Origin of the sequence: Streptomyces sp. NBC_00620 (assembly GCF_026341825.1) — a bacterium.
In the GTDB taxonomy this organism is placed as follows: Bacteria; Actinomycetota; Actinomycetes; order Streptomycetales; family Streptomycetaceae; genus Streptomyces.
This window is the reverse complement of sequence record NZ_JAPENY010000003.1, coordinates 197,352-223,609: the sequence shown is the minus strand read 5'-3', so window position 1 is coordinate 223,609 and position 26,258 is coordinate 197,352. Positions and strand designations below refer to the sequence as shown.

Genomic DNA, 26,258 nt, shown 5'->3' with positions numbered 1-26,258 from the left:
CTGCGACGAGGGAGTTCACGTCACAGGCCGTCGGATGGTCAACGGTCCGTCGGCGCTCCGGGGTTCCCGTCGATGCTCGGGCGGTCACCCGCTGCCGGGCGCATCGAGCGCAGAGCCATCAGGAGTACGCCGATGTCGTCCAGGTAGATGGGGTCGGGCAGCAGATCGGCCGGGAGCAGGAGATAGGCGACGGCGCCCCAGAAGACCCAGCGGGGGCCGGACGGAAGCCCGGCACGGCGCAGGTCGCGGCGGGCACGGACGAGCCGGACCAGGAGCGCGATCGCCACCCCGAGCAGGACGGCACCCAGGATCGCGACGATGAGGATGACTGTCCAGGTCGTGGATTCCATGCGTCCGTCCAGGGCTCTCGGCGGGAAGTTGCTCCCTACGTCTTCCCGCTCGTGCCCTTCCTATCGCGCCGGACCGCTCCGAACTCAGGTCCGCGGCACGTTGCCGTCCACCAGAGCCTGGCTGACGGCACGGATGCTGCGGGCGATGTGCTGAAGCTGCAGCACCTCGGCCGCGTACAGCTTGATGGTGTGCTCGATGACCCCCTCGTGCAGGCCGAGGGCGGGCAGTTCGGCACGCGCGGTCTGCAGGGCGGTGCGGGCGACCCGTATCTCGTGCTGCACCTGGATCTGTGCGTGGCGGGCCAGGAGCACGGGGTGCTTGATCAGCGCGGGGTAGCTCGCGTAGCGAGACGGCACCAGCTCGCGCAGCCACCTGACCGCGGATCGCTCCCAGTCGAAGCTGCCTGGGGTCTTGACCTGGCACGGCCAGTCCGAGGTGATCGGTGAGTACGTCGTCAGGGCCATGTTCATCGCTTCCGGGTTACGTCGGCGGGGGAGTCTGGGGCGGCCCCGGTCTAGGGGATGGCCGGGGCCGCCACCACGGCCACCCGGGCCCCAGGGCGGGTAGGAGCGGAGAGCCCCGGGTGGACGCGAGCAGTATTTATATATACCGCCGGTTACGCAAGAACATGAAAATTTTCATGCGTGATTCGGTGTGAAAGATCCGGAGATGTGATGGTTTCGTGGGATTCTCAGTCCTTGAGGAAGAACTGGTGCTGCTCGGCGACCTGCTCGTACTCCTCCAGGCGGGCCTGCGTCCGCTCCGGATCGTCGTCGGTCATGGCCTGGAGCAGCGCCGCCGACATCACGACGGGCGCCGCGTAGGAGTCGAACACGAGGCGCGACCCGGTGCCCGTGGCGAAGGTGACGTCGGCCTCGTCCGCCACCGGGCCGAGCGCCAGGTCGGTGATCAGCGCCACCCGTAGGCCCGCGCTGCGTGCCACCCGTACGGCGGTGAGCGTCTCCTGGGCGTGCCGGGGCATGTCGAAGGCGAGCACCCAGGTGCCGCCCGCCTCGCGGGACTGGAGCAGCGCGTCGTAGGCGACACTGCCGCCCCGGGTCACCAGCCGCACATCCGGGTGGATCCGCCGTGCGGCGTACGCGAAGTACTCGGCCAGCGAGACGGAGATCCGCAGCCCGAGGACGGTCAGTGGCGCCGACTTCGACAGCGCCCGGCCGATGCGGATCACCTCGTCGGGGTCGGCGAAGTCCCGGCGCAGGTTCTCCAGATTCTGGATCTCGGCGTCCACCGCCGCCTGCAACTCGTTGCTCGTGGCCTCCGCCGGTGTGCCCGGCGTGCTGCCGAGGGTGCTGAGCGCGATCGACTGGAGCTTCTCCCGTAGCGCGGGGTAACCACTGAAGCCGACCGCCGCGGCGAAACGGGTCACCGAGGGCTGGCTCACCCCCACGCGCTCGGCGAGGTCGGTGATCGACAGGAACGCCGCCTCGGTGATGTGCTCGATCAGGTACTGGGCGATGCGTCGCTGACCAGGGGAGAGCCGGGGCCCGTCGAACAGTTCCCTGAGCTGGGACGTGGGAGCCACGCCCACCTCAGGGGCCGTCTTCCCCGAGGTGATCGCAGATGCCTGCGCACGTGCCTGCTGCGGCGATGGCACAGATGTGCCTCCTTCGTGTCCCACAAGCACTCAACATAGCTCACGGACAGTGTTGGCCCCGGTGGGTGGCACCGGGCGTGACATGCGCGGTTCCCGTTTCGCCCGCGCCTGCGGGGTACCCGCGACAGCACCACAAGTTGCCTGCTCGAAGGCGGAATTCCCGGATGAGTGATGGAGCGATGGTCCGCAGCGGTCGGCGCCGTGTCCGTCGGGCGGCGACGGGCACGGCGCGGGAGGGCGCAGCCAGGGCCGGGCTGGTCGCGCGGGGTGTGATCTATCTGCTGGTGGGCGTCCTGGCGCTGCGGATCGCCTTCGGAGACGGCGGGCGCGAGGCGGACCGGAGCGGTGCGCTGGAGGAGATCTCCTCGAAGCCCTTCGGGGCCGTCCTGCTGTGGGCCCTGGGTGCCGGACTCGTCGGTATGTCGCTGTGGCGGCTGTCCGAGGCGCTCTTCGGCGCGGTCGGGCCCGATGGCGGCAAAGCCCGGAAGCGGCTCATGTCCACCGTGCGCTGTGTCTTCTACGGCTTCGTCGCTTACTCGGTCCTCTCCTTCGCCGCGGGCTCGGGAGGCTCGGGCTCCAGCGACGAACAGTCCCGGGACGTGACGGCGAAGGCGATGGGGATACCCGCGGGCCAGTGGATCGTGGGCGCCGCCGGAGCCGGCCTTGTCGTGGCGGGTGTGTGGATCGCCGTCCGGGCCGTGCGGCGCAAGTACCGCAAGCATCTGAAGCTCGGCGAGATGTCGCCCCGGACCCGCCGCGCGGTCGACACGGCGGGGGTGGCCGGCGGCGTGGCGCGCGGAGCGGTGTTCGCGGCGCTCGGGGCCTTCGCCGTGCGGGCCGCCGTCGACTACGAGCCCGACAAGGCCAAGGGCGTGGACGACACACTCCGATCCTTCACCGAAACCCCGATGGGCCCCTGGTTGCTGGCATGCGTCGCCGTGGGCCTGGCCCTGTTCGGAGCGTTCTCCTGCGCGATGGCGCGGTGGCGCAAGGTGTGAGAACGGCATGTCCGCGGGCCGGTTCTGTTCCGACGGCCTGAACTCACCTCGGTTCGCGATGACTTGACGACGAGTCATGGACACCGTGTGGCGCGGGAGTTGAGGATGGAGTCCCCATCCGTAGGAGTTGTTCACATGCATAGACGACGCCTGCTCTCCGGCGCGGCCGCCCTCACCGGCTCCGCCGCCCTCGCGCCCTCGCTGACGGGCACCGCGCAAGCCGCGCCCCAAGCCGCCCCGCGCGCCGCCTCACCCGTGCTGCCGACCCCGGCCGAGATCACCACCGTCCTGCGGCGCGTGGCCGACCAGTGGATCGCCACCCATACGAACTCCGGCGACAACGGCTGGGCCAACGCCACCTTCTTCAGCGGGCTGCTCGCCCTCCAGCGCCTGACCGGCAGCGCCCGCTACCTCAACTACGCCCGGAGCTGGGCGGAGAAGCACGCCTACGGACTCAGCGGCGGAGTGACCACCCGCCACGCGGACAACCACAACGCCGGACAGGCCTACCTCGATCTGTACGCGCTCGAGCCCGACGCGCAGAAGCTCACCGCCATCGAGACGTCCCTGCGCCGCATGGTCTACACGGACCAGCCCGCCAAGAACGACGACTGGTGGTGGGACGACGCCCTCCACATGGCCATGCCGCCCTTCGCCCGCCTGGGCGCCCTCCGTCAGGACCCCCAGTTCTGGGAGAAGCTGTACTCCCTCTACAACCACACCAAGCGCATCGAGGGCGGCCCCGGCCTGTACTCCGCCACGACGGGCCTGTGGTACCGCGACAAACGCTTCCTGCCCGGCGGCATCCTGTCCCCCTCCGGCAAACCGGTCGTGTGGTCGCGCGGCAACGGATGGGTGGCGGGCGGACACGTCAAGACGCTCAAGGCCCTCCCATCCACCGAGCGGCACACCGCCGAGTACCGCGACGCCCTGACCCGCCTGGTGAGAGCCTTGGCCGGCGTGCAGCGCACCGACGGCTTCTGGAACGTCAACCTCGCCGACGCCGCCCATCTGCCCGGCCCCGAGACCAGCGGCACGTCCTTCTTCCTCTACGGCACGTCGTACGCGATCGCCGCCGGCCTGGTCGACCGGAACACCTATCTCCCTGTTGCCGCCCGAGCCTGGAACGGCATGGTGAGCACCGCCGTTCACACCGACGGCTTCCTGGGCTACGTCCAGAACGTCGGCGACCGGCCGGAGTCCAGCCAGCCCGTCACCTACGACACCACCGCGAACTTCGGCGTCGGCGCCTTCCTGCTCGGCGGCACCGAACTCGCCCTGCTGCCACGCTAGTTCATGACGGTGCCCCCGCCGCTGGATCGCGGCGGGGGCACCTTGCGCACGGACCGGTCAGGGCTGTGCAGTGAGCGTGAAACTCTGCGCGGCGGAGCCGTCGCACGCTCGCTGAGTGAGCTGAACGCTGTTCGTGGCAGCACTCGCCGCACTCAGGCACTTGCCGCTGTGGCGGGCCGTGAAGTGGTAGCGCCCGGTGCTCTCCTTCACCGGAAGCCACTGCTGGTTCTGTCCGCCCCCGTAGGTCCACAGCTGGAGCACCGCGTTGTCGGCTGTGGAGACGCCGGCCACGTCGATGACCTGCTGCGGGCTAGTGCGGATACCGGCCTGCCGGTAACCGCTGTCGGTCGAGCGGAACTGGAACTGCTGCGCCTGCGTGCCGTTGCAGGCGTACTGCTGGATCGCGGTTCCGTTCGCCGTGGCGGCCGAACGGGCGTCCACGCAGGTCCCGTTGCCGGCGTTCGTCAGTGAGTACCAGGAGGTCTCGGAGATCGAGTCCTCCGGCGGGGTCGTGGTGTCGGCCCCGCCCAGCCACTTGAGACCGTCCAGCAGGAACTGGTTCTGAGTCGCGCTCGCGAACGTCGACGACAGACGCGTGTTGGTCGTGTAGTTCATCGCGTTGTGGCCGAAGTTCGCGTACAGCATCTTGTACTGCGTGTTGGTCCACACGATCGGGTAATAGCCGCTGTACCACGTCTGGTTGGGATCCGTGCCCACCGGGAAGCCGCTGGCGTCGATCGAGGCCAGGATCTTGATGTTCGGGTTCTGCCGCAGATCGTTGGACCAGCTGTACCACTCGCTGACCGACGAGGTGAACGTGGCCGGCAGGTTCTTGGTGGACGCGTGCGTACGGTCCTCGACCTTCAGGACCGTTGCCGTGGGACCCCAGGTGTTCGTCGAGAAGTTACCGGAGCCCAGCAGCGTGTTGTGGTACCACGACCAGGCCGACGCATTGGTCGTGAACGCCGAGACATGGAAGCCCAGCCAGGCGCCGCCACCTCGCATGTACGTCTCGAACCCCGCCCGCTGGGCGGACGTCTGCGGCAAGTCGTCGAGGAACAGCACGACTTGGTACGCGTTGACGCCACCGTTGCTGAGCAGGTCCCAGTTGTTGCTGGCCGTGTAGGTGAAGCCGTTGGCCGCGGCCTGCTTGGGGAACCAGTCGTTCGCGTCCTTGACGAAGTCGATGTGCGCGGCGTCCCAGGTGCCGCTGTAGAGGGCGAGCACCTTGAACGGGGCGGCGGCGGTGCTGGTCTGGGCGGCGGTGCTCGCCTGGGCGGCGGGTGGTGCCGCCAGGCCGAGCAACGTCGCCAGCAGGACAAGTACCTTCAATGCCGCACGTGCCGGACCGGAACTGCTGATGCGCATGGACGATCCTTCCCGTATGTCAGGGGTAGCTGACGAGGTTGGCGACGTTGGTGGAGGAGTTGGACGGGCCGCCGTTGTTGTTGGCGACATGCCGGATCGTGCCCACGCCGCCCAGGGAGACGGTCACCATGTTCGTCAGACGGGTGCCGCCGTTGCTCGGTACCTCGTAGGCACGCTCGGCCGCGACGGCCGGGTTGACGTTGAAGTAGCAGTAGCTGCCGAGCCCCCAGGCCTGATGGCTGGTGACGGAGTCGGCGACCTTGTAGGCGGCGTAGCCCTGCGTGGAGCCGTTCATCCAGGCGGCCTGGTTGGGCGGGTCGTACGGCATCTCGTTCTGGTAGAAGTACGTCTTGCCGCCGTTGCCGTTCCAGATCGTCTGGTACTTCTGGTAGTGCTCCACGAACAGCCCGTACGCCGTCACGTTGTCGCCGTTGACGATGAGCCCGGTGTCCGCGGTGTTGGTGGTCCATCCGACGCCGGTGCCGTGGTCGGCGCGCCAGATCCACATGTGGTCGGCGATGACGTTGTCACTGTTGACCACGAGGCTGGTGGTCGCCTTGCCCACGGCCGCGCCGCCGACGCGGAAGTACACGTCGTGCAGGGACGTCGGGTTGGCGGTGTGGGTGGCGGTGGCGCCGGCCGGGCCGATCTCGACCAGCGTCTGCGAGTTGGTCGTGCCCGCGTCGAAGAGAACGCCCGCGATCTTGACTCCGTCGACGTCGGCGACCTTCATCGCGGTGACGCCGTTGTCCGGGATGAAGGTGGCGAGGCCCAGGCCGAGGATGACCGTGTCCGCACGGTTCACCTGCAGCGTCTGGTCCAGGTGGTAGACACCGGGCGTGACCAGGAGGTTCTTGCCCTCGGCCAGCGCGGCGTTGATCTGCGAAGCGGTCGAGCCGGCCTTGACGATGTAGAACTGGTCGATCGGGAGCGAGCTCCCGGCGGTGGTGCCGCTCGCCCAGCTGGTTCCGGTGGAGTTCGACCGCAGGCTCGGCACGAACACCTGGTAGGCGCCGGCGCTGTCGACGTACAGGTACGGCTTCTCACGCGTGACCGGGCTCTGCGCCACCGTGGTGTACGGCGGGCTGGGGAAGCTGTTGGCCGGCACACCCTGGCTGCCGACGAAGACCATGTTCCAGTTGGAGCCGGTCCAGCTGCCGAGCTGGGAGTTGCGCGTCAGCCACTGCTGCTGGCTGCCGGAGTTCACCTGGCCGTCGATCTTGGTGTCGGCCATGTAACCGCCGCTGGACCAGCCGCCGTCGTCCAGGGCGAGGTTGCCGCGTACGTGCATCCGCCGGTAGGACGAGGCCTGGGAAACGGCCCAACGGTCGCCGCCGCTCGTCGGGTTGACCGAGAGGTTCTCGGCGCCGCGCCAGAAGTTCTGGGTGGCGTTGCCCTGGAACCAGTCGGCCTCGGCGTGCACCGCGCCGTTGATCGTCACCGAGTCCGGGGACTGGCCCAGGCCGAGGACCTGTGTGTAGAAGCCGACGTTGACGTCGGCGCTGTAGGTGCCCGGCTTGAACATCACGGCGTAGCGCTGGGAGCCGAACTGGTTGGTCTGCTGCTGCTGGAAGATGCTGTTCAGCCGGGTCTGGATGGTCGACGCCGACATCGACGGGTCGAACACGACCACGTTCGGGCCGAGGTCGACTCCGTTGGACGGCGGCTGGGTCACGGCCGCCACCTGGAACCGCTGGGCCGCGGACCCGTTGCAGGTGTACTGGACCAACTGCACGCTGTCGGCGGTCGACGCGCTGGGCACGTCCAGGCACTTGCCGCTGTTCCGGTTGACGAAGTGGTAGTTGCCGGCGCCCTCGTCCACGGGCAGCCACTGCTGGTTGTTGCCGCCGCCGTACGCCCACAGGTGGACGAGGGCGTTGTCGGCCGTGGACACGTCGCTCACGTCCACGACCTGGTTGGTGTTGTTGCCGTTGTTGATCCGTACGTAGCCGTCGCTGGTGGTGGTGAGACTCCACTGCTGGGCCGTGGAACTGTTGCAGGTGTACTGCTGCACCGCGGTGCCGTTGGCCGTTGCCGCGGACCTGGCGTCCAGACACTTGCCGCTGCCCGCGTTGACCATGGTGGCGAATCCGGTGGGCAGCGCGGCGGCCGCCTCCTGCGGCGAGGCGATCGTGAGTCCGGTCACCGTGCTCGCCATGACGGCGACCACGGTCAGGAGTTTCGCTGTCCGGTGGCGACCGGACTCTCTCTTTGGTCTGGGCACGGCTTTTCTCCTGTGTGGATGGGGGGTGGAAAAGAGGGGGGTGCGGGCTGTGTCCGTCAGCCGGTGTACCTGGCGAAGATGCTGGTGAACTGCCAGGCGGTCTGGGCCACGCCGGAGCACGTGTCGTCGTTCGGGTAGGCGCCGGAGCAGGGGCGGTCGCGGTTGACCGACCAGAACGTCAGCCGCGCCAGGTGGTGCTGCTGCGCGTAGCTGAGGATGGTCTCGAAGTTGGCGGGGGTGACCGTCTCGTTGACGTCGGTGATCCCGTTCATGGACGAGATGCCCATGCCCCGGTACGCCTGGTCGTCGGTGTATCCGTACGCGTTCTTGAGCGCCGTCTTGAGGCCCTCGGCCGCCTGGATGGTGAGCGTGCCCATGTTCTGGCCGGCCCCGCCGAAGTCGAACGGCATGATCGTCCAGCCGTCGACGGTGAGCCCGGAGGCCGCGGCCCGGTTGATGAGGCTGGTGTCGGGTCCGCTCTGCCCGGTGCCGATGGTGACGTACACCTTGATGCCCGGGTTGTTGGCCTTGATCGTCTTGAGGGCGTCCACGGTGCGCTGCTGGACCGTCGCGTTGCTGTAGGCGTCGGCCTCGATATCGATGTCAATGGCCTTGAGCCCGTAGGCGTTGATGACCTTCTGGTACGCGGCCGCCAGTTCACCGGCGCTGGAGCAGGAGCTCTCCAGCTTGTTGCCGCTGTAGCCGCCGAACGACGGGATGACGTCACCGCCGTTGGCGCGCACGGTGTTCACGGTCGTCTGGTCGACCCCGCCGGTCAGCGCGCGGCTGCCGTCCCACTGCGGGTTGCAGTAGCCGTTGCTGAGGACGAACGCAAGGGTGAACCACTTGACGCCGGTGGCGTTCATGACGGTGGTGGGGCTGGGCGGGCTGCCCCAGCCGTTGTAGATGTACGGGGCCACCGCCATCGGCGCGGAGGTGGTGGGAGGCGGGGTCGTGTCCGCGGCGGGCGTGGTCCACTTCTGGTTCGCGGCGCCGCCACAGGTCCAGATCTGGATGGGGGTGCCGTTGGCCGAAGTGTTGCCCGTGACGTCGGCACACTTGTTGGACTGCGTACCGACGAGGTCGCGGGCCGCGGAGACCGTCCACTTCTGGTTGGCGCTGCCGGCGCAGTCCCACAGTTGGAGCCTGGCCCCGTCCGCGGTCGAATTGCCGGTGACGTCAAGGCATTTGCCCAGGGCGCGGATGGTCCCGTCGGAGCCGACCGTCCACTGCTGGGCGGCGGTGCCGTTGCAGTCGTAGAGCTGTACGGCCGTGCCGTTCGCGGAGCTCGCCCCGGCGACGTCCAGGCACTTGCCGGCGAGGCCGGTGATCGTGCCGGTGGCGGCCGCGGCGGGTGAGGCGCTGAGGGCGCCGACGGAGAGAGTGAGCATGATCGTGGCGAGCGTGCCGCGCAGGGCGGCGGAGCGCGCAAGGGATTGTCTGGCGATCAAGATGATCACAGCCCTTCACACGTGGCTGAAGTGGGGGGTTCACGTCCGTGAGCGATGAACGCATGCATGGGACGCTGGTGATCGGTGAACCTATTGGTCTGAACCAGGCACGTCAAGACGTAAACTCAAGATGTGAATTAAGGGGGCCTTGAAAGTGAAGTGGACCTTGAAACGGGGGGCCCGCGCCAGGAGTTGAAGGATTCACAGCCGCTCGTGGTATTTCATGAGCTCAACGAGGCGTCCCACGACTTCAGCCTCGCGCCCGGTTCGACAACGCTCCGCTCGAACCGGCTCACCCACCCCCACGACTCCCAGTGGTGCTGCCCCATGAACAACCGCACGCTCCGACTCCCGCGCCGCGAAACCGTGATCGGCGTGGAACGCCTCCTCTTCTTCGGTGACGCGGTGTTCGCGATCGCCATCACGCTGCTGGCGTTGGACATCACCGTTCCCGAAGGGCTCGCCGACTCCGAGGTCGGTGCGGCGTTGCGGGACGCCGTGCCCAAGATGGGCTCGTACCTGCTGAGCTTCGCCGTGATCGGTGCGCTCTGGCTGGCACAGCACGCGCTGTTCCACCTGGTCGCCACGCTCGACCGCTGGTTGCTCTACCTCTATCTCGCCCTGCTCGCCGTGGTTGCCGCGCTCCCGTTCCCCACGCGGCTCCTCAATGAGTACGGCGATACTGCCGCGGCCACCGTTTTCTACGCCGCGACGATCACACTCGGCATCGCGCTGCTCGCCGCAATGGCCGCCCGTCTGCTGGTGCGGCCGTCCCTCGCCGTGGCGTCCGTGGAGCCCGGGCGCATCAAGGATGCCCTCCGGCGAAGCCTGTTGCTCCTCGGCGTTTTCGCCACCTCGATTCCGGTGGCCTTCGCCTCGCCCACGGCCGGCAAGTACTGGTGGCTCCTGGCGGTCGCGGCGCGCCCGCTGCTCCGAGGTCCGAAGACGCCTGAGCAGCAGGCGCCGGGGGTCACGGGAACAACTGCCTGAGGAAGGCGTTGTCGTACACCCGGTGCGGGTCGAGCCGGTCCAGTACGCCAGCCGTCTGCTCCCAGTCCGGTCCTTCGCCGTCGTCGAAGGAGGCGGGGACGGCGGAGCCGATGACTTCCTGGTCCGACCACGCGGCCTCGTCGGTGTAGGCCCAGCCCTTGGACCACTCGACGCGGGTGAGGGCGTGCCCGCCGTCGTACGTGGTGAGAAGGAAGCGCTCCAACTCCCGGTAGAACGCGGCCGCGTCGGCGGTGCCCGGCAGGGTGAGCACGTCCAGCCAGACGGCCGTGTCCCACTCGGGATGGTCGGCCCGGGGCCGCAACGCCGACAGCAGAGGTGCGCGGGCGTCCGTCGAGTCGGCGTCGGACGGCTCGTCGAGGCCGGTCACCCGGATCTCGACCGATCCGTTGACGGGATAGCTCCCGCGGGCGGCGTAGGTGGTGAGCAGTTCCCGGTAGAACGCGGTGAACTCGGCGACGACACGCTGCACTTCGGCTCGCGAGGTGTGCACGGCATAGCCGTTGGCGGTCACCCGCAGGGTGGTGGGCTTGATGTAGAGCAGCGTGTTCTTGGACGGCCCCCAGATGTCCGCGGACAGCGTGGCGGTCAGTCCCACGGCGGCCGCGGTGAACTGCGCGTTGCCCAGGACCGGAGCCAGGTACCAGGCCGCGTCGGACACGATCCGTCCGGCGAGGTCGGCCACGACCGTGGGGACGTTGTCAGAGAAGGGATAGTTGTACGGCGAGGTCACGCGGCGCGAGGTCAGCGGCTTGCTGGGGGTGACGCTCCAGATCTTCAGCCAGGGGAACTCGGTGAACGCGAACCAGATCGCCTCCGCGCGCCCCGCCTCGTCCAGGAAACTCGCGAAGGTACGTCTGCCGCTGTCGCCGCCCGGCGCCGCGAAGAGCTCGGCGGCGGGGATGTCGGTACGGCTGACACAGCGCAGGTTGGTGTTCGCGCCCGCGCGCAGCACGACCTCGGTGATCAGGGCGCGGCCCAGATGGGTGAGGAGCGCAGCGCAGTCAGCGTCGTCCCGCCCGAAGGTGCGCAGCACATAGGCGTCGCTGTCCGCGTCCCAGACCACCGCCGTCAGCGACAGCACAAGGTTGCTGAGCGAGCCGTACGTGTGTCCGGGCAGCCTGCTCTCGCCGTCGGCGGGAACCGCGGTGCCGTGGGCGTCGATGGCCAGCGCGCCGCCGAGCGTCAGGTCACCGGGGGCAGGGGTCGCGGTGAGGCCGAGACCGCGGTCTTCCAGGAAGCCGAGCAGCGTCTCGAGTGTGACGCCCGTGCCGGCCCGGACGGCGGCGGCGGGGGTGGTGGACTCCAGCGAAAGACCGGTCAGGCCGGGGACGGTGTCGACCAGCAGCACGGGAGCGTCCGCCTCGGTCCCCGCTGGGATGGTCAAGGGCGACCAGCCGTGGGAGGAGCCCCGTGCGCGCACCGTCCAGCCCTGCTGCCGGGCCCAGTTGACCACCTGGACGACCTGGTCCGCGTCGCCGGGCGCACAGGCCCACAGTCCGACGGCGGTGATCTCCCCGTCCCAGTTGCGGTACGCCGACCGGTAGACGTCGACGTCCTCGGGGAACCCGGGCAGTTCGGCGGCCGCCTCGGCCCGGCCCTGGAGCACGACTTGGGAACCGGCGGCGAGCGCGGCGGCGGTCAGCAGGAACCCTCGGCGCGACCATGCGGAGGGCTCTTCACCTCTTGAAGATTCGGTCATGTGTTCCACGCTAGGCAGCGGTTGACACGAATCAGTCCACTGTCGAAGCGCTTCACTCATTCGAGTGACAAACCCTCATAGGAGGTTCTTTGCGGACGCACAGGTATGACCGGTTGGGGTGGCGTCCTTCACGAGGGCGGGGAGGTGCCAGACTGACGGCATGGACGAGCGCGTATTCGGCAGGTCAGGTCAGCAGGCTTCGGTCATCGGTCTCGGCACGTGGCAGTTGGGGGCGGACTGGGGCGACGTGAGTGATCAGGACGCCCTGGCTGTGCTCGAGGCGGCAGCCGAGTCGGGGGTGACCTTCTTCGACACGGCCGACGTGTACGGCGACGGGCGGAGCGAGCAGACGATCTCGACCTTCCTGCGCGGCAGGCCGGACCTGCATGTGCTGGTCGCCACCAAGATGGGCCGCCGCGTCGACCAGATCCCGGAGAACTACGTCCTCGACAACTTCCGCGCCTGGAACGACCGTTCCCGCCGCAACCTCGGCGTCGACCGCCTCGACCTCGTGCAGCTGCACTGCCCGCCGACGCCGGTCTACTCCTCCGGTGAGGTGTTCGACGCCCTCGACGCCCTCGTCGAGGAGGAGCGGATCGCCGCGTACGGCGTGAGCGTCGAGACGTGCGAGGAGGCGCTGACGGCGATCGCCCGCCCCCATGTGGCGAGCGTCCAGATCATCCTCAACGCGTTCCGCATGAAGCCCCTGCGGCAGGTGCTCCCGGCGGCGCAGGAGGCGGGCGTCGCCATCATCGCCCGTGTCCCGCTGGCCTCCGGCCTGCTCTCCGGCAAGTACACCAAGGACACGGTCTTCGCGGCGGACGACCACCGCACGTTCAACCGCCACGGCGAGTCCTTCGACCAGGGCGAGACCTTCTCCGGCGTCGACTACGCGACCGGCGTGGAGGCGGCGGCCGAGTTCTCCGCCCTCGCCCCGGAAGGCGCCACCCCCGCCCAGCTGGCGCTGCGCTGGATCGTCCAGCAGCCCGGCGTGACCACGGTGATCCCGGGCGCCCGTTCCCCGGAGCAGGCCCGCGCCAACGCGGCGGCGGCAAAGCTCCCCGAGCTGTCGCAGAAGACCCTCGACGCGGTCGAGGACCTCTACGAGCGGCGGATCAAGGAGCAGGTGGAGGGGCGCTGGTAGCCGCTGGTGCAGGGGCTGAGAGGTGAAGGCGGCGGCCGATCCTGGGCAGCTATTGGCCGCCACCGGAGTGATCCCCCCGCCCTCGGAGAGCCCCGGCCCCCGAGAGCGCGCCCAGTTGCCTGTCATGCAGGCGGCTCAGCACCAGCACCGAGACGGTCGCCCCGATCAGGGCGCAGAACATGTCCCACTGGGTGTCCCAGACATCCCCCTGGGTGGCCAGGAAGTCGTCCGCGGCGTGTCCGCCGATCACCGCGGCCGCCCATTCGAACATCTCGAAGACCGCGCTGAACGCGAGACAGGCGCACACGGTCAGGGGCGCCAGCCAGCGACTGCCGCGCAGCGGTGAGGTCCGGCTCAGCAACTCCCGGACCAGGACGGCAGGAACGAAGCCCTGCATGAGGTGCCCGAACCGGTCGTAGGGATTGCGGTCGAGGCCCAGCCCGTCCCGCACCCAGTCGCCCAACGGCACCTGCGCGTAGGTGTAGTGCCCGCCCACGGCGAGCACCAGCGCATGCGCCGCGAGCAGGCAGTACAGCAGATTCGTGAGGGGAAAGCGCCGCCGGTACAGGACGGCCAGCGGCAGCCCGATCAGCACCCACACGGTCTCCAGGAACCAGGTCATGCCGTCGTGCGGGTGCCAGGCGGATACGGCCAGTCCTGCGACGACGGTCACTACGAGCGCGACCGGGAGAATCCTCCGCGGGGCGCGTTCCGGCATGGGGTCGTCGAGCGTCGGCAAGGCGTCGTTCATCGGGCGACGCATGAGCGAGGCGAGGTGAACTCCGGTCATCGGCGGTCTCCTTGGTCCAGGTGGCCCCATGCTGCTGGAGCACGCGACCGGGGACATGAGTACGCCTACTCACTTCGCGGAGGGCCGTCCCCTGGAAGGCGACCCGATGTCCTCCGGGCCCGCAACGCATTCACCCTGCCTTCACCACCCGGACGCGCGGGTCACTTCCCGCCCTCCCGACAGCCACCTATCCTCGCGCCCATCCCGGCCCGCCCCTACCTGTCGGAAGGTGACCCTCGTATGCGCCCCCAATGGCTGCGCAGAGCAAGACGGTTCGGCACCCGGTCCGCCGCCGTGGTCGCGACCAGCGCCCTGGCCCTGACCATCCCGTTCCCGGCCGATTCAGCCGTTCTCACCGAGCGGCCGGTCTCCTACGTCGACCCGCTGATCGGTTCGTCCAACGGCGGCAACACCTACCCCGGTGCCACCCTCCCGCAGGGGATGATCGCCTGGTCCCCGACCAGCACCACCGGCGACCAGACCAGCACGGGCGCCGCCAACGGCTACCAGTACGACACGACACGCATACGAGGGCTGAGCCTCACCCACGTCAACGGCGCCGGCTGCAACCCCGGCGCGGCGGGCGACGTACCGGTCATGCCGTTCGTCGGCGACGTCACCTCCTCGCCCTCGGCGGACACCAAGGACGCGGTCTACGCCGCCGACTTCACTCACGCCCAGGAGAAGGCCGTACCAGGGCGCTACACGCTCGGTCTCAAGTCCGGTGCCACCGCAGACCTGGCGGTCAGCAAGCGGGCGGGCGTCGCAGACTTCACCTTCCCGAGCGACCGTCCGGCCAACCTGCTCTTCCGGGTCTCCAACTCCCTCAATGGCAGCGAGGACTCCCACGTCGAGATCGACGCCGCGCAGCGCAAGGTGACCGGCTGGGTGCTCACCGGCGCGTTCTGCGGCCGCCGCGCCAACGGCGGCACGAACAACCGCAAGAGCTACTACAAGCTGTACTTCAGCGCGTCCTTCGACCGTGGCTTCTCCTCGGTCGGCACCTGGAAGGACGGCACGCTCTCCGCGGGCTCGACCTCCGCCTCGGGCGGGGAGGGGTACGCCACCGGGGCAGACCGCGCGGGACGCGGTTCCGGCGGATATGTCGGCTTCGACACGAGCTCCGACAACGATGTCCGGATGCGGGTCGGCATCTCGTACGTGAGTCTCGACGGCGCCGAGGCCAACCTCCGCGGGGAGATCGCACCGCACGCGAGCGTCGCCGTGGTGGCCGACGCCGGGGCCCGCGCCTGGGACCGGGAACTGAGCACCGTCCGTGTGGGCGGCGGCAGTCCGGCCCAGCGCACCGCCTTCTACACGGCGCTCTACCACTCGCTCATGCAGCCCAACCTGATCAGCGACGGCGACGGCCGGTACTACGGCATGGACGGCGCGGTGCACCGCCTGGCCCGCGGCCAGCAGGCGCAGTACAGCAACTTCTCGGGCTGGGACCAGTACAGAGCGCAGATACAACTCCTCGCCCTGCTGAAACCGAGGATCGCGGGCGACTTCGCGCAGTCCCTCTACAACTTCGCGCGGCAGAACAATGGAGTCTGGGACCGCTGGGTGCACATCAGCGGCGCCACCCACGTGATGACGGGCGACCCCTCGGCGGCGACGCTGGCCACCTTCTACGCCATGGGCGTACGCAACTTCGACTACGAGGGAGCCTTCGACTCGCTCGTACGACAGGCCACCGTGCCGCGTGACGAAGGACTCTCCGACGCGGGCTGCCCGGGACAGTGCGTGGGCCAACGCCCCAACCTCGCCCAGTACTTGACCTCGCACTACGCGGCGCAGGACGTGTGCCACTGCTGGGGCGGCGCCGCCGAGACCCTGGAGGACGCTGTCGCCGACTCCGCCCTTGCGAAGTGGGCCGAGCTGCTGGGCCGGGACCAGGAGGCCGCCGCCTTCACCGAGCGGGGTGCCTACTGGGGCAACGTCTTCAACCCCGCCGCCACGGCAGGCGCCGGCTACATCCAGGCACGCAGGCTCGACGGGTCCTGGGTGACGCCTTTCAGCCCGGGAAGCGATCTCGGGTTCGCGCAGGGCACCAGCGCGACGTACACCTGGATGGTTCCGCAGGACGTGCAGGGGCTAGCCGCCGCGATGGGCGGCCGCGACGCAGCCGCTGTCCGGCTCGACGGCTTCTTCCACAAGGCGGACGGTTCCTGGTCGGTACGGGGCGGCGACCCGCTGCGCTACGACCCGACCAACGAACCCGGCATCCACGCGCCCTGGCTCTACAACGCCCTGGGGCAGCCCTGGAAGACGCAGGAGACCGTCCGCGAGATCCTCAACACGGTCTACGGCACCGGCCCTTCGGGTCTGCCGGGCAACGACGACCTCGGCACGATGTCCGCCTGGTACGTCTTCTCCGCCCTCGGTCTGTATCCCCAGACCCCGGGCAGCGCCTCCATGCTGCTGAGCGCTCCGCTCTTCCCGAGCGCGGTCGTGGACCGGCCGGGCGGAACCGACATCACCATCAGCGCGCCTGCCGCCGACGCGACGCACCCGTACATCGACGCCGTACGGGTCAACGGGCGTACCACGCAGCGCTCGTGGACCGGCGCCGGACTGACGACGAAGGGCGGCACTCTCACGTTCCGCCTCGCCGAACAGCCCAACACCCAGTGGGCGACCGACCCGGCAAACCTGCCTCAGTGATCCCCGCGGCCCCGCGAGAAGCGTTCTCGCGGGGCCGCGGGCAGGCGGTCACTGCTGGGGAGCGGCGCTCCGCAGAGCCGCGATGCAGGTGCCGATCGCCTGCTGGAGCTCCTCCAGACGCTGCACCATGTCGTCCTCGTAGATGTCGTCGGCGTCGTCGAAGGTGAGCTCCTCGAACACCTTCGTGGCCTTCTGCAGGCTGCTGTAGAACTTCGTCCGGCGTTCCTGGACGCGTAGTTCGGGGTCGGCCTGGACGGTCTCGACCACCATGTTCTTCATGGTGTCGTACGCCTCGGACGCCCACTCGCCGGTGTCCTCGCCCTCGTCCAGCTCGTCGAGGAGGGACAGGTGCCGTTCGGCCTCGGAGCGCAGTTCGGCCGGGGCGTCCAGGGTCTGCCCGGCCGGGGTCTTGATCTGGCCCTTCTCCGCGATCTGGCGCACATAGCCGATCCGGTCGGCGGCCCTGGTCTCGGTGGCCACCGCCTTCTTGAGATCGTCGGTGCGGGCGATGTCCCGGGCCAGCTCGGTCTGGAGCGCCGGGTCCTCCTTCAGCCGGTCCAGGAGCGCGTGCCGCGCGGCCTGGGCGGTGGAGGGGTCGGCGAGGATCGCGGCCCGCAGTGCGGTGGGGTTCTCGGCGACCTCAAGGGCCTTGGTGGGCCGGATGCCCTCGGCCTGGGCGGCCTCCGCGATGGCGGTGCCGCGCTCGGAGGCGGCGCTGGAGCGGGAGACGTAGTACGTGTGCCACACCTCGGCGTCCGGCAGCTCGATGTCCTGGCCCGGGGCCAGCCCTTCGAACTGCGGGACGAGACCGTCGTCGGCCGCCTTGTCCCACGCCTTGTAGTAGCGCATGACCCGCTCGGGCGAGCATCCGGCCAGCTCGGCGAAGTCCTTCGCGGAGATCTTCGGTGTCTCGTCCGCGGACTGCCCGCCGGGCCGCACGCTGCGCGCCACCTTCAGAGCGAAGCTCCAGCCGCCGGTCCGTGCGTAGGCCCCGAAGTCGCGTGCGTCACGCGACACTTCGGGATCCAACGCGCCGAAATCCGCGTCTGATTCATGGGACGGAGCAATGGCTACGGTCACCGGGAACTCTCCTGGGTCGGTGCGGCGTTCAGATCACGGAGGATGAAGCTTTGGCCGAAGCTTCAGCCCTCAGCGAGCAGAGCCACGAGTAAAACGGAAACAAGCGGACACACAAGTAAAACCGAAACGAGCAAGCCGGAAACGACGCGATGTGATGACCTTCACCCCGATGTGGCGGAAAGTGATGAATTCCTTACGGTCGTGAGACGTACGGGTGGGCGTAGAGCATCGTGAGACCGCAGGAGGATCTTTCGTGCGACCGTTCACTCTCAACTACGCCTTGCCCACAGGGCAGTCGGCCGTGACAGCCGCGTACCAATTCGACGTCTCACTCCAACTGAACGTGCTGCCCGACGGCCGACCGGCCGTCAGTGATCGTGCGCTCCTCCTGGCCTCCGGAACCACGACGTCCACGGCCGGCTCCCAGACGCACTTCGACGACTGACGGCAGCTCGCGCGCATGACGGTACTCATTCTCACAGCCGAGCAGGACGTCACCGCCGACATGGTGGTGGCCAAACTGCATCAACAGGGCGTGCCCATGGTGCGCCTGGACCCCGCCGACGTGCCCGGCAAGGCCGTGCTGTCCGCCGACTACGCCCATGGCGACTTCGACGGCTATCTGTCGGTCAACGGCCATGTGCTCAGCATGGGTGGCCTGCGCTCCGTGTGGGTGCGCAGGCCGGGCGAACCGGCGGCGCACGCCGCCGATCCCTCGCCTTGGCTCACCGCTGAGACCCGGCAGGCCCTGTTCGGAATGCTCTACTCCGCCGCGACCCGCTGGATGAACCACCCGCGCAGCGCCGAGCAGGCCCGGCACAAGCCCTGGCAGCTGCGGGTCGCGCACAGCAGCGGCTTCGCGGTGCCGCCCACCGTCATCACGACCGCTCCACGGGTCGCCAAGCAGTTCGTCGAGGAGTACCGCGACGTGGTCGTGAAGTCGGCCTCGGGGCCACCGCCGGGCGAGCCCCCGGTGGCCCTGCCCACCACGCTCATCGGACCCGACACGGACTTCTCCGGCGTCGCGGTCGGCCCCGCGTTGCTCCAGCAGTACATTCCCAAGTGCGCCGACATCCGGCTCACCGCCATCGGCTCGCGCCTGTTCGCCGCCCGCAAGACCGCCGAGCCCGAGCAGGTCGACGGGCGTTTCGGCGACACCGGACACACCTGGGAGCCCATCGAGGTGCCCGGCCGCATCGCCCGCTCCGTCCACGAGTACCTGACCTTCACCGGACTGGCGTACGCCGCCTTCGACTTCGCGGAGGACAAGGAGGGCGTCTGGTGGTTCCTGGAGGGCAACCAGGGCGGCCAGTTCGGCTTCGTCGAACTGGAGACGGGCCAGCCCATCGCCGAAGCGGTCGCCCTGTGGCTGGCGCAGCGAAGACCCGATGGCCGTGTCCCCGCAGGGCGGAGATGAGTCACGCCCTGCGGCAGCTCACCGGATCACTCCGGCTGGAAGGACTGGAAGAAGACGTCCAGCGCCTCCTGGTTGGCGGAGTCGTTCCAATCGTCGGCCGGGGTCGTCCAGCGCAGCGAGAAGCCCCGGCTGTCGCCGATGAGGAAACCCCGGCCCAGCGTGCGTTCACGGACCCCGTCGGACACGGAGATCCACTCCATGTCGGCACCCTTGAAGCCGCGATAGTCCACGGCGCGGATGTCACCCACCCGCTCGTAATCGGTGGACTCGCTCCGCAGTGATGGCTCCAGCGCCGCCCAGATCTCGACGGGGTCGGGGCCGAGCCGCGTGCTGTAGGTGACGGCCAGTGTGCGCGGATCCCCGCTCGCGCCGAAGGTGACGCGGTAGGAGAGGTCGGCGGAGGTCCCGTTGGTCTGCAGGGGTTTCCAGCTCTCGGGCAGGTCGATGGAGAAGCCCTCGGGCGCGTTGTAGGTGGAGAAGGTGGCCGACGGTGACTCTTCGACGGTGGGTGAGGAAGACGCCGGGGTCGGGGTCGCCGGTGGCTGCCCGGAGGCGGTGCCCGTGTTGGTGGGCGTCGAGGACGGGCTGCCGGAAGCGGCCGGCGGGGACCCGGAAGCGGTCGGCGAAGGTGCTGAGCCGGACGCGGAGGTGTCCCCGTCGGGCAGCCCGCCGGCCGCGGTGAGTACGGCGAAGCAGACGACGGTGACGACCAGCGCCCCACCCACCAGAACCGGCCGGCCGACAGTGCGTCCGCCGAAGGTCCGCCCCGACCGCCGTGCGGCGCTGTAACTGTCCCGGAAGACGGGCAGTTGCGCAGTGGGCGTCGAGTCGTCGAGTTCCTGCTTGAGGATGCGCGTCAGCGCCTCGCGTACGACCGGCTCGGGCACCCGCTCGAGCGGGTCCCTGCGCAGAAGTCCCAGAATGGCGGGGCTGAGCGGGCCCGCCTTCGCCGGCTGCCGGATGGGCAGCCGGTCCACGGCGCGGAGCGTGGCATCGAGCCGTCCACGGTCCCGGATGGGCGGCCGCCCCTCGACCATCGCGTACATCATCGCGCCGAGCGCCCACAGGTCCGCCGCCGGTCCGGTGCTTTCGCCGCGCGCCTGCTCCGGGGACGCGTACGACGGCGCGGTCACACGTGCCGAGGAGGTGGCCCCCATCAGGCCGAAGCCGCTCACCGTGACCGAGCCCTGGTCGTCCACGCAGATCTGCCCCGGGCTGAGATCGCCGTGCGTCTGCCCGTGGCGATGAGCCGCGGCGATGACATCGAGGAGACCGAGGCCGATGCGGGCCGTCCGGATGTAGTTCACCGGACCGTTCCCGAGGAGCGCGCTCAGCGGGACACCGGGGGACCGCTCCGTGACCGTCCACAGGAAATCGTTGTCCTCGATCACGTCGACGACGGTGGACACCTTGCCGGGGCAGATCAGTCCCATGCGCTCGGACTCGCGCAGGATCCGGGCAGCGGTACGGTGCTCCGCCTGCTCGCGCAGATGATCCGGGAGCCGCGACCTGGTCAAGGTGACCGGACGCTCGAACTCGACGTCCTGGCCGTGCCAGCCGACGCGGCCCTCTTCCCGGTGGACGACCTCCAGGAGGCGGTATCTTCCGGCGACCAACTCGTCCGTGGGGTCTTGCACCTTGACCATGCTCATCCCTCGCTGCGCACCGGGCTCTCACCTTTCCCGGAAGTACGGAGGATGTGACGTTGAGTGTTCAAAGGAAGACGGATCGGGCACACGCTTTTTTCGCGCAGGGTTCACCGCACGGTGTTTCCGCCCGTGCCGCCGGTCTCGTCGCACGGTCTCTTCGTCCATGCGGCCGCGCTCACCCCACGATGTTCCGGCCTATGTAGGAGTCGGCGAAAGCGGCCGCCGCGGCGGGCGATCCGAGTATCCGCCGCAGCCGGGCACCCGCGGATCCGGCCCGGAAGGGTTCGCCCGACGACGGCCCGTGCAGCAACTCCGCGAACCACCGCGAGAACTCCTGGTACTCCCAGACACGCGCGAGGCAGGCCGCCGAGTAACCGCGCAATGCACTGCCGTCGCCCGTCCCGTAGTAAGCGATCAGCCCGTCGGCCAGGAGCAGCGCGTCGTGCAGCGCGAGGTTCATGCCCTTCGCCGCTATCGGCGCCACGAGGTGGGCGGAATCGCCCGCCAGGAACAGCCGCCCGTACGTCATCGGCTCCACGACGTAGCTGTGCATGTCGAGCACCCGCTTCTCGATCAGCGGGCCCTCGGTGAGCGGCGGGGCGCCATTCACCGCGAGGCGGGCGTGGAGTTCCGACCACACGCGCTCGTGCGGCCAGTTCTCCGGGTCCTCGCCGGGCGCGACCTCCAGGTAGTACCGGGTGACTTGAGGGCTCCGCGCCATATGGGCGGCGAATCCGCGCGGGCTGACACCGAAGACGACGCAGTCGGAGGACGGCGGCGCCTCGGCGAGGAGCGCCAGCCAGCCCACCCCGTAGTCGTACCGGGCGACGGTGCCCTGATCCGGGGTCACATAGGTGCGCGTCACGCCGCGCGCGCCGTCGCAGCCCGCGATGATCTCGCAGTCGATACGGCGACGCTCGCCCGTCGCGGGGTCCGTGTACAGCACCGAGGGCCGGTCCCCGTCGATGCCGTGCAGCGCCACATCGCGTACGCCGAAACGGATGTCGCCGCCCCGCACGTCCGCGTACTCGCGCACCAGGTCGGTCACCAGGAGCGGCTGCGGATAGACGAAGTGCCGGTCCCCGGTCAGCTCGGCGTACCGGAACCGGTGGCGCTCGCCGCCGGTCCGGAACTCGCACTCGCTGTGCGCCTGCGCGCGCTCCACGAGCCGGTCGGCAAGACCCCGCTCCCGCAGCGCGCGCACCGCCCACTCCTCGATGAACCCCGCCCGGGGCCGCTGTTCGATGAACTCGCGGCTCTCGGTCTCCAGGACCACGCAGTCGACGGACGCTGCCCGCAGGATGTTGCCGATGGTGAGACCGGCCGGTCCCGCGCCGACGATGACGACGGGGACGCGCTGCACAGGGGTGGGGGTGGGGGAGGTCACCCGAACATTATGACGGTGCTCCGTCAGCGCCGGACACTCCAGCAGGGCGGCCGCCGGAGCACGCTCTACCCGTCGCCCCGCGCCACGAACTCCCAGCCTCCGTGCGGCACTTGGTACACGATGAATCCCCGGTCCGAACGGAGAAACACCGCCCCGCCCGGAGCCGTCACCGCCGAGCGGGCGGCCGCCGGTACATGCACCTCGGCCGTCGCCCCGACCGGCACCCGTACCGACAGCCGGGTCGTCCCGTCGACGAGGGACCACGCGGCTGCCGCCTCCCCGCGCACCGTGTGCACCGACGTGCGGGCCCAGTTCACGCCCGTGCGGCCGTCCGGACGGACCGTGAAGGTGCGGTAGCCCGCGTCGCCGGGACGCATCCCTGCCACGCTCTCGTAGAGCCACTGCACGACGGTGCCCTGGAAGTAGTGGTCCCGGGAGCGGGAGTCGAGGGGCCACATCTCCCACATGGTGTCGGCGCCGTGGTCGAACCAGTACCCCCAACTCGGGTACGAGCGCTGGGTGGCGATTGCGTGTGCCACTTCGGGGTGCCCCTGCGCGGACAGTTCGCGCAGCAGCACGCTCGTGCCCAGTGCCCCGGTGTTGAGATGGTTGCCGCGCTGGGCGATATCGGCGAGGAGCGAGTCGACGACGCTCGCCCGTGCGCCCGGCGGGACCAGTCCGAAGGCGAGCGGAACGCAGTTGTTCGTCTGGCGGTAACCGGGGTCCTTCGCGGTGCGGTAGTGCCCGTCAGGGCCGAGGAACGCCGCGTTGAACGCCTCCTTGAGGCCGCCCGCGACCTCGCGGTAGCGCGTCGCGACCTCGTCGTCGCCCAGGAGGTCGGCGAGTTCCGCCGTCCCGGTCAGCGCGCGATGCAGATACGCGGTCGCTGTCAGCCGGGTATCCTCCGGCGGGTTGCCGCCGTAGCCCGGCGGCAGATAGTCGCCGAGAGCGGTCACCGCGAGCCCGTCCCTGAGACGCGAGATCTCCCAGTCCAGGTAGCGGGTGAGCGGCGCCCAGTGGTCCCGGGCCAGCCGCTCGTCGCCGTACACGCGGTACATCTCGCGTACGAGGAAGGGGTATACGGTCGTCCACTCGGGGGACGGGCCGAGGTCGCCGTAGCCCCAGCCGCCGCTCGGCACGATCACCGGCAGCTGCCCATCGGTGTTCTGACTGTCCCTCAGGTCGCCGAGCCACTTCGACAGGAAGCGGTGCACCCCGAACGCGTACGCCATGACGGGCGCACCCAACTGGGCGTCACCGGTCCAGCCGTTCTTCTCGTACATCGGCGTGTCCGTCGGGATGCCGTGCAGATTGTTGAGGAGGGTGCGCCGCATGGCCCGCTCCAACTGCTCGTAGAACGGCTCGGAACAGGCGAACGTGCTCGTCGCCGCCACCCGCGTATGCACGACGCGGCCCAGCACCTGGGAGGGGTCGGGCTTCTCGGACAGTCCACTGATCTGCACATAACGGAAGCCCTTGTACGAGAACTTGGGCTCCCACACCTCGTCGGCACCGCCGCCCGCGCACACGTACTCGTCCGTCTGGAAGCGGCCCGGCACATGCCCGGTCTCCGCGGACACACTGCCGTCGGACTTCAGCTTCTCGCCGTGTATCAGGCGAACCGTGGTCCCTGCCTCGGCCCGCACGGTCAGCCTCGACCAGCCGGCCAGAGTCCGGCCCATGTCGACGACGTACACACCCTCACTCAACTCGCTGATGGCGACCGGGCGTACGGTCTCGATGACCTCGATCGGATCGTGCGCCTGGGCGCGCAGGGTCCCCCGCGGCGCGGCCTGTCGCTGTGCCTCCTGCCAGCCGCGGTCGTCGAACCCGGGGCGCGTCCAGCCCGCGGGTGCCTTGCGTGCGTCGTAACTCTCGCCGGCGTACAAGGAGTTGGAGCGGGTCGGACCCTCGGTGATGCGCCATTGCCCGTCCGTTGCGACGAGGGTGCGTGAGCCGTCCGGATGGTCGACCTCCAACTGGGCCAGCAGGCGCGGTTCATCGTGCCAGGGCGGTTGGTGCCAGTTCCACACATTGGGTGTGGTCATGCCGAAGAAGCCGCGGCCGAGCGTCACTCCGATCGCGTTGACGCCCCGCCGGATCCGGTCCGTCACGTCGTGCACCGCGTACAGCACCGTCTCGTCGTAGTCCGTGAAGCCTGGATCGAGCACCTGGCGGCCGATGCGTACGCCGTTGATCTCGGCGTCGTAGTACGCGAGCCCGCTGATGTGGAGCCGGGCGCGCACCACCTCCCGCGGGACGGTGAACTCGCGCCGCAGCAGGGGAGCGGGCTGCTCGGGCACCGCGATCGACACTCCGCCGCCCCAGGGACCCTGCCCGTACGGCGCGAGCACGACCGCATCGGGCCAGCCGGCGTCCTCGAAGTCGGGCTGCTGCCAGCCCTGTTGCTCACTCTCGGCGGAACGCCATCCCGTTCCTGTGACCAGCTCGACCGTGCCGTCGGAGGCGGTCTCGACGATCAGACGGACGAGGAGCCCGCCCGGATTGACGGACGCACTGCCGCGGTTGGTCGCCAGTGCGGCGACCACGATCCGGCCACCGATCGCCCCGCGCACCTGCTCGGTGACATCGGCGAGATGTCCGGTGCGCCAGGCGTCCGTCCGCTCGGGCTGGTGCAGCACCTGCTGCCCGTCGAGGTACAGGGTGAAGTCGTCGTCGGCCGTGGCCACCAGGGTCGCCTTGCGGATCTCCGTGCCCGCGGGGAGGGTGACCGCCCCTCGGAACCAACGGGGCCCGGCGGGAGCCGAGTTGGCGGTCGAGCCGGGCGACCAGATCCAGGACGCCCCCTCGAAGCCCGGCGGCTCGGGCGCGGCCGCGGCACCGATCCAGAACCCCTGCCACGCGTCCTTTGGCAACGTTGTCTCCCACCAGCGCGGCGCACTCCACGCGGACGCGCGGCCCTCGCCGTCCCAGACCCTGACCTGCCAGTGGTAGCGGGTACGGGGCCGCAGCGCGGGACCCGCGTAGACGATGCCGACAGTTCGATCCGACTCGACCCGGCCCGAGTCCCAGACCAGGTGTCGCCCCCGGACCAGGTCCTTCTCGGTGAGCGCCACTCTCACCCGGTACGCGGACTGCCGGGCGCCTCGTCCGCGGGCGTTCAACTCCCAGGTGAGTCGGGGGTGTTCGACCTCGGTGCCGAGAAGCGTGTCGGCGTACTCGACGGTCGTACGCGCTATGCGCAGCCCGTCCTCGAGCGGGACGCCGGCGCCTGCCTCCGGCGACGCGGACGCGGTGCCGCCGCCGGACCCGAGCGCGATGGAGGTGCCTGCTCCGGCGACGGAGCCGCGCAGGAAGACGCGGCGGTTCCAATCCTTGGCCATGTGTCGCCCCTCAGTGATTGAAACGTTTCATTCAGATCTCAACGATCCTATGAGGAGCGACTGTTGGGCCTCAAGAGGTGTGCAGGCAACTCATGAACGGGAGGGTCGCCGCTGCAACGCCCGGCGGGCCGCGACCTCGGCTTCAGCGGCCTGTCGGCAGCCACGTGTCGATGACGGCTGCCAGCTCGTCGCGGTCGGTGAAGACGTGCCCGTTCATACCGGTGGCCTGCGCGGCGCGGACGTTCTCCTCGCGGTCGTCGACGAAGAGGAAGTCGGTCGGGGCGGCCCGCATGGCGACGACGCAGTGATGGAAGGCTGCCGGGTCCGGCTTCGCCGCTTTGATCTTCCCGGAGAAGGCGATGTGGTCCAGATTGTGCAGCCAGGGCTGCGCGGCGAGGAAGGCGTCCGCGTGGTCCGAGGGGATGTTGGACAGCAGGGCGACCTCGGCGACGCGGCGGAGGGACTGTGCATAGGCGACCATCCGGCCGTCGACGCGTGACCAACTGTCGATGTCGGTGAGGCGCAGTTCCTCGATCGTGTTGGCGTCGACGGGCCGGGACAGCCATCGCAGTACGGCGGTCCAGTACTCGGACGCGGACTGCTGACCGGCGTCGTACGGCGGGCGGCAGGCCCAGTACGCCGTGGTGAAGGCTTCGGTGGGTGCGTGGCAGCGGGCGGCCATCTTCTCCAGGGCGCCCGGGCGTTGGTGACGGGCGATGACCCCGAAGAGGTCGAACAGCACGATGCGTCGGTCGCTGGGCATGGTGAGG

The 26,258-nt window shown here is 69.4% G+C and carries 20 protein-coding genes; 7 read left to right on the top strand and 13 right to left on the bottom strand.

Annotation, left to right across the window (positions count from 1 at the left end; all coding sequences use genetic code 11):
- Positions 1–38 precede the first annotated feature (38 nt).
- From OG246_RS32335 to OG246_RS32325, 3 genes are all read right to left on the bottom strand, one after another.
- Positions 39–350: a DUF1232 domain-containing protein gene (locus OG246_RS32335; RefSeq protein WP_266471493.1), complete on the bottom strand. Its 312-nt coding sequence runs from the start codon at positions 348–350 to the stop codon at positions 39–41.
- A gap of 84 nt (positions 351–434) precedes the next feature.
- Positions 435–815 carry a hypothetical protein gene (locus OG246_RS32330; RefSeq protein ID WP_266474902.1) on the bottom strand — a complete coding sequence of 127 codons (381 nt, stop codon included), beginning with the start codon at positions 813–815 and terminating at the stop codon, positions 435–437.
- A 227-nt stretch (positions 816–1,042) separates the two neighbouring features.
- Positions 1,043–1,966, bottom strand: a complete 924-nt coding sequence (locus tag OG246_RS32325; RefSeq protein WP_266471491.1) for a MurR/RpiR family transcriptional regulator — start codon at positions 1,964–1,966, stop codon at positions 1,043–1,045.
- Positions 1,967–2,130: 164 nt separating this feature from the next.
- Between OG246_RS32325 and OG246_RS32320 the strand changes: the two genes are divergently transcribed.
- Together OG246_RS32320 and OG246_RS32315 are read left to right on the top strand one after the other, a co-directional pair.
- Positions 2,131–2,964: a DUF1206 domain-containing protein gene (locus tag OG246_RS32320; protein ID WP_266471488.1), complete on the top strand. Its 834-nt coding sequence runs from the start codon at positions 2,131–2,133 to the stop codon at positions 2,962–2,964.
- Between the two features lie 135 nt (positions 2,965–3,099).
- Positions 3,100–4,257, top strand: coding sequence for a glycoside hydrolase family 88 protein (locus tag OG246_RS32315; RefSeq protein ID WP_266471483.1), 1,158 nt, complete (start codon positions 3,100–3,102; stop codon positions 4,255–4,257).
- A 57-nt stretch (positions 4,258–4,314) separates the two neighbouring features.
- On the opposite strand, the gene OG246_RS32310 is transcribed toward OG246_RS32315, so the two are convergent.
- The 3 genes from OG246_RS32310 to OG246_RS32300 form a co-directional block, all read right to left on the bottom strand.
- Positions 4,315–5,625, bottom strand: coding sequence for an RICIN domain-containing protein (locus OG246_RS32310; RefSeq protein WP_266471481.1), 1,311 nt, complete (start codon positions 5,623–5,625; stop codon positions 4,315–4,317).
- Positions 5,626–5,644: 19 nt separating this feature from the next.
- The gene (locus tag OG246_RS32305; RefSeq protein WP_266474900.1) at positions 5,645–7,783 is read right to left on the bottom strand and encodes an RICIN domain-containing protein; all 2,139 of its coding nucleotides are present in this window, start codon (positions 7,781–7,783) and stop codon (positions 5,645–5,647) included.
- A gap of 122 nt (positions 7,784–7,905) precedes the next feature.
- Positions 7,906–9,240 (bottom strand): ricin-type beta-trefoil lectin domain protein, encoded by a 1,335-nt coding sequence (locus OG246_RS32300; RefSeq protein WP_266474898.1) that lies wholly within the window; start codon positions 9,238–9,240, stop codon positions 7,906–7,908.
- 387 nt (positions 9,241–9,627) lie between these two features.
- On the opposite strand from OG246_RS32300, the gene OG246_RS32295 reads away from it, so the two are divergent.
- Entirely contained in the window at positions 9,628–10,290 is a 663-nt protein-coding gene (locus OG246_RS32295) for a TMEM175 family protein (protein ID WP_266471478.1), read from the top strand.
- Here the strand turns inward: OG246_RS32295 and OG246_RS32290 are convergent.
- Positions 10,271–12,010 (bottom strand): cholesterol oxidase substrate-binding domain-containing protein, encoded by a 1,740-nt coding sequence (locus tag OG246_RS32290; RefSeq protein WP_266471477.1) that lies wholly within the window; start codon positions 12,008–12,010, stop codon positions 10,271–10,273. The genes OG246_RS32295 and OG246_RS32290 overlap by 20 nt on opposite strands.
- Positions 12,011–12,170: 160 nt before the next feature.
- On the opposite strand from OG246_RS32290, the gene OG246_RS32285 reads away from it, so the two are divergent.
- On the top strand, positions 12,171–13,154 hold the full coding sequence (locus tag OG246_RS32285) for an aldo/keto reductase (protein WP_266471472.1): 984 nt from the start codon (positions 12,171–12,173) through the stop codon (positions 13,152–13,154).
- Between the two features lie 49 nt (positions 13,155–13,203).
- Here the strand turns inward: OG246_RS32285 and OG246_RS32280 are convergent, their stop codons facing one another.
- On the bottom strand, positions 13,204–13,872 hold the full coding sequence (locus tag OG246_RS32280) for a DUF2238 domain-containing protein (RefSeq protein WP_266474896.1): 669 nt from the start codon (positions 13,870–13,872) through the stop codon (positions 13,204–13,206).
- A 312-nt stretch (positions 13,873–14,184) separates the two neighbouring features.
- Here OG246_RS32280 and OG246_RS32275 point away from each other — a divergent pair, with 312 nt between their 5' ends.
- Positions 14,185–16,611 (top strand): GH92 family glycosyl hydrolase, encoded by a 2,427-nt coding sequence (locus tag OG246_RS32275; protein ID WP_266471470.1) that lies wholly within the window; start codon positions 14,185–14,187, stop codon positions 16,609–16,611.
- Positions 16,612–16,659: 48 nt separating this feature from the next.
- On the opposite strand, the gene OG246_RS32270 is transcribed toward OG246_RS32275, so the two are convergent.
- A complete protein-coding gene (locus OG246_RS32270) occupies positions 16,660–17,679 on the bottom strand; it encodes a hypothetical protein (protein WP_266474894.1) in 1,020 nt (339 codons plus the stop codon).
- 265 nt (positions 17,680–17,944) lie between these two features.
- On the opposite strand from OG246_RS32270, the gene tgmA reads away from it, so the two are divergent.
- Together tgmA and tgmB are read left to right on the top strand one after the other, a co-directional pair.
- Complete coding sequence (tgmA, locus tag OG246_RS32265; RefSeq protein ID WP_266471469.1) at positions 17,945–18,136, top strand: putative ATP-grasp-modified RiPP; 192 nt, start codon at positions 17,945–17,947, stop codon at positions 18,134–18,136.
- Between the two features lie 15 nt (positions 18,137–18,151).
- The gene (tgmB, locus tag OG246_RS32260) at positions 18,152–19,108 is read left to right on the top strand and encodes an ATP-grasp ribosomal peptide maturase (protein WP_266471467.1); all 957 of its coding nucleotides are present in this window, start codon (positions 18,152–18,154) and stop codon (positions 19,106–19,108) included.
- 26 nt (positions 19,109–19,134) lie between these two features.
- Here tgmB and OG246_RS32255 read toward each other — a convergent pair whose 3' ends face one another.
- The 4 genes from OG246_RS32255 to OG246_RS32240 form a co-directional block, all read right to left on the bottom strand.
- The gene (locus tag OG246_RS32255) at positions 19,135–20,754 is read right to left on the bottom strand and encodes a protein kinase (protein ID WP_266471465.1); all 1,620 of its coding nucleotides are present in this window, start codon (positions 20,752–20,754) and stop codon (positions 19,135–19,137) included.
- A gap of 178 nt (positions 20,755–20,932) precedes the next feature.
- Complete coding sequence (locus OG246_RS32250; protein WP_266471464.1) at positions 20,933–22,144, bottom strand: 4-hydroxybenzoate 3-monooxygenase; 1,212 nt, start codon at positions 22,142–22,144, stop codon at positions 20,933–20,935.
- A gap of 65 nt (positions 22,145–22,209) precedes the next feature.
- Entirely contained in the window at positions 22,210–25,488 is a 3,279-nt protein-coding gene (locus OG246_RS32245) for a family 78 glycoside hydrolase catalytic domain (protein WP_266471462.1), read from the bottom strand.
- A 142-nt stretch (positions 25,489–25,630) separates the two neighbouring features.
- A complete protein-coding gene (locus OG246_RS32240; RefSeq protein ID WP_266471460.1) occupies positions 25,631–26,251 on the bottom strand; it encodes an HAD-IA family hydrolase in 621 nt (206 codons plus the stop codon).
- Positions 26,252–26,258 lie beyond the last annotated feature (7 nt).

What these genes read in the sequence shown, in the direction of transcription:
- OG246_RS32305 (WP_266474900.1), bottom strand. Translation starts at nt 7,783, where the DNA reads ATGGCGAGCACGGTGACCGGACTCACGATCGCCTCGCCGCAGGAGGCG.
- OG246_RS32290 (WP_266471477.1), bottom strand. Translation starts at nt 12,010, where the DNA reads ATGACCGAATCTTCAAGAGGTGAAGAGCCCTCCGCATGGTCGCGCCGA.
- OG246_RS32240 (WP_266471460.1), bottom strand. Translation starts at nt 26,251, where the DNA reads ATGCCCAGCGACCGACGCATCGTGCTGTTCGACCTCTTCGGGGTCATC.
- OG246_RS32335 (WP_266471493.1), bottom strand. Translation starts at nt 350, where the DNA reads ATGGAATCCACGACCTGGACAGTCATCCTCATCGTCGCGATCCTGGGT.
- OG246_RS32300 (WP_266474898.1), bottom strand. Translation starts at nt 9,240, where the DNA reads ATGCTCACTCTCTCCGTCGGCGCCCTCAGCGCCTCACCCGCCGCGGCC.
- OG246_RS32330 (WP_266474902.1), bottom strand. Translation starts at nt 815, where the DNA reads ATGGCCCTGACGACGTACTCACCGATCACCTCGGACTGGCCGTGCCAG.
- OG246_RS32295 (WP_266471478.1), top strand. Translation starts at nt 9,628, where the DNA reads ATGAACAACCGCACGCTCCGACTCCCGCGCCGCGAAACCGTGATCGGC.
- OG246_RS32320 (WP_266471488.1), top strand. Translation starts at nt 2,131, where the DNA reads ATGAGTGATGGAGCGATGGTCCGCAGCGGTCGGCGCCGTGTCCGTCGG.
- OG246_RS32275 (WP_266471470.1), top strand. Translation starts at nt 14,185, where the DNA reads ATGCGCCCCCAATGGCTGCGCAGAGCAAGACGGTTCGGCACCCGGTCC.
- tgmB (WP_266471467.1), top strand. Translation starts at nt 18,152, where the DNA reads ATGACGGTACTCATTCTCACAGCCGAGCAGGACGTCACCGCCGACATG.
- OG246_RS32255 (WP_266471465.1), bottom strand. Translation starts at nt 20,754, where the DNA reads ATGGTCAAGGTGCAAGACCCCACGGACGAGTTGGTCGCCGGAAGATAC.
- OG246_RS32285 (WP_266471472.1), top strand. Translation starts at nt 12,171, where the DNA reads ATGGACGAGCGCGTATTCGGCAGGTCAGGTCAGCAGGCTTCGGTCATC.
- OG246_RS32315 (WP_266471483.1), top strand. Translation starts at nt 3,100, where the DNA reads ATGCATAGACGACGCCTGCTCTCCGGCGCGGCCGCCCTCACCGGCTCC.
- OG246_RS32310 (WP_266471481.1), bottom strand. Translation starts at nt 5,625, where the DNA reads ATGCGCATCAGCAGTTCCGGTCCGGCACGTGCGGCATTGAAGGTACTT.
- OG246_RS32280 (WP_266474896.1), bottom strand. Translation starts at nt 13,872, where the DNA reads ATGCCGGAACGCGCCCCGCGGAGGATTCTCCCGGTCGCGCTCGTAGTG.
- OG246_RS32245 (WP_266471462.1), bottom strand. Translation starts at nt 25,488, where the DNA reads ATGGCCAAGGATTGGAACCGCCGCGTCTTCCTGCGCGGCTCCGTCGCC.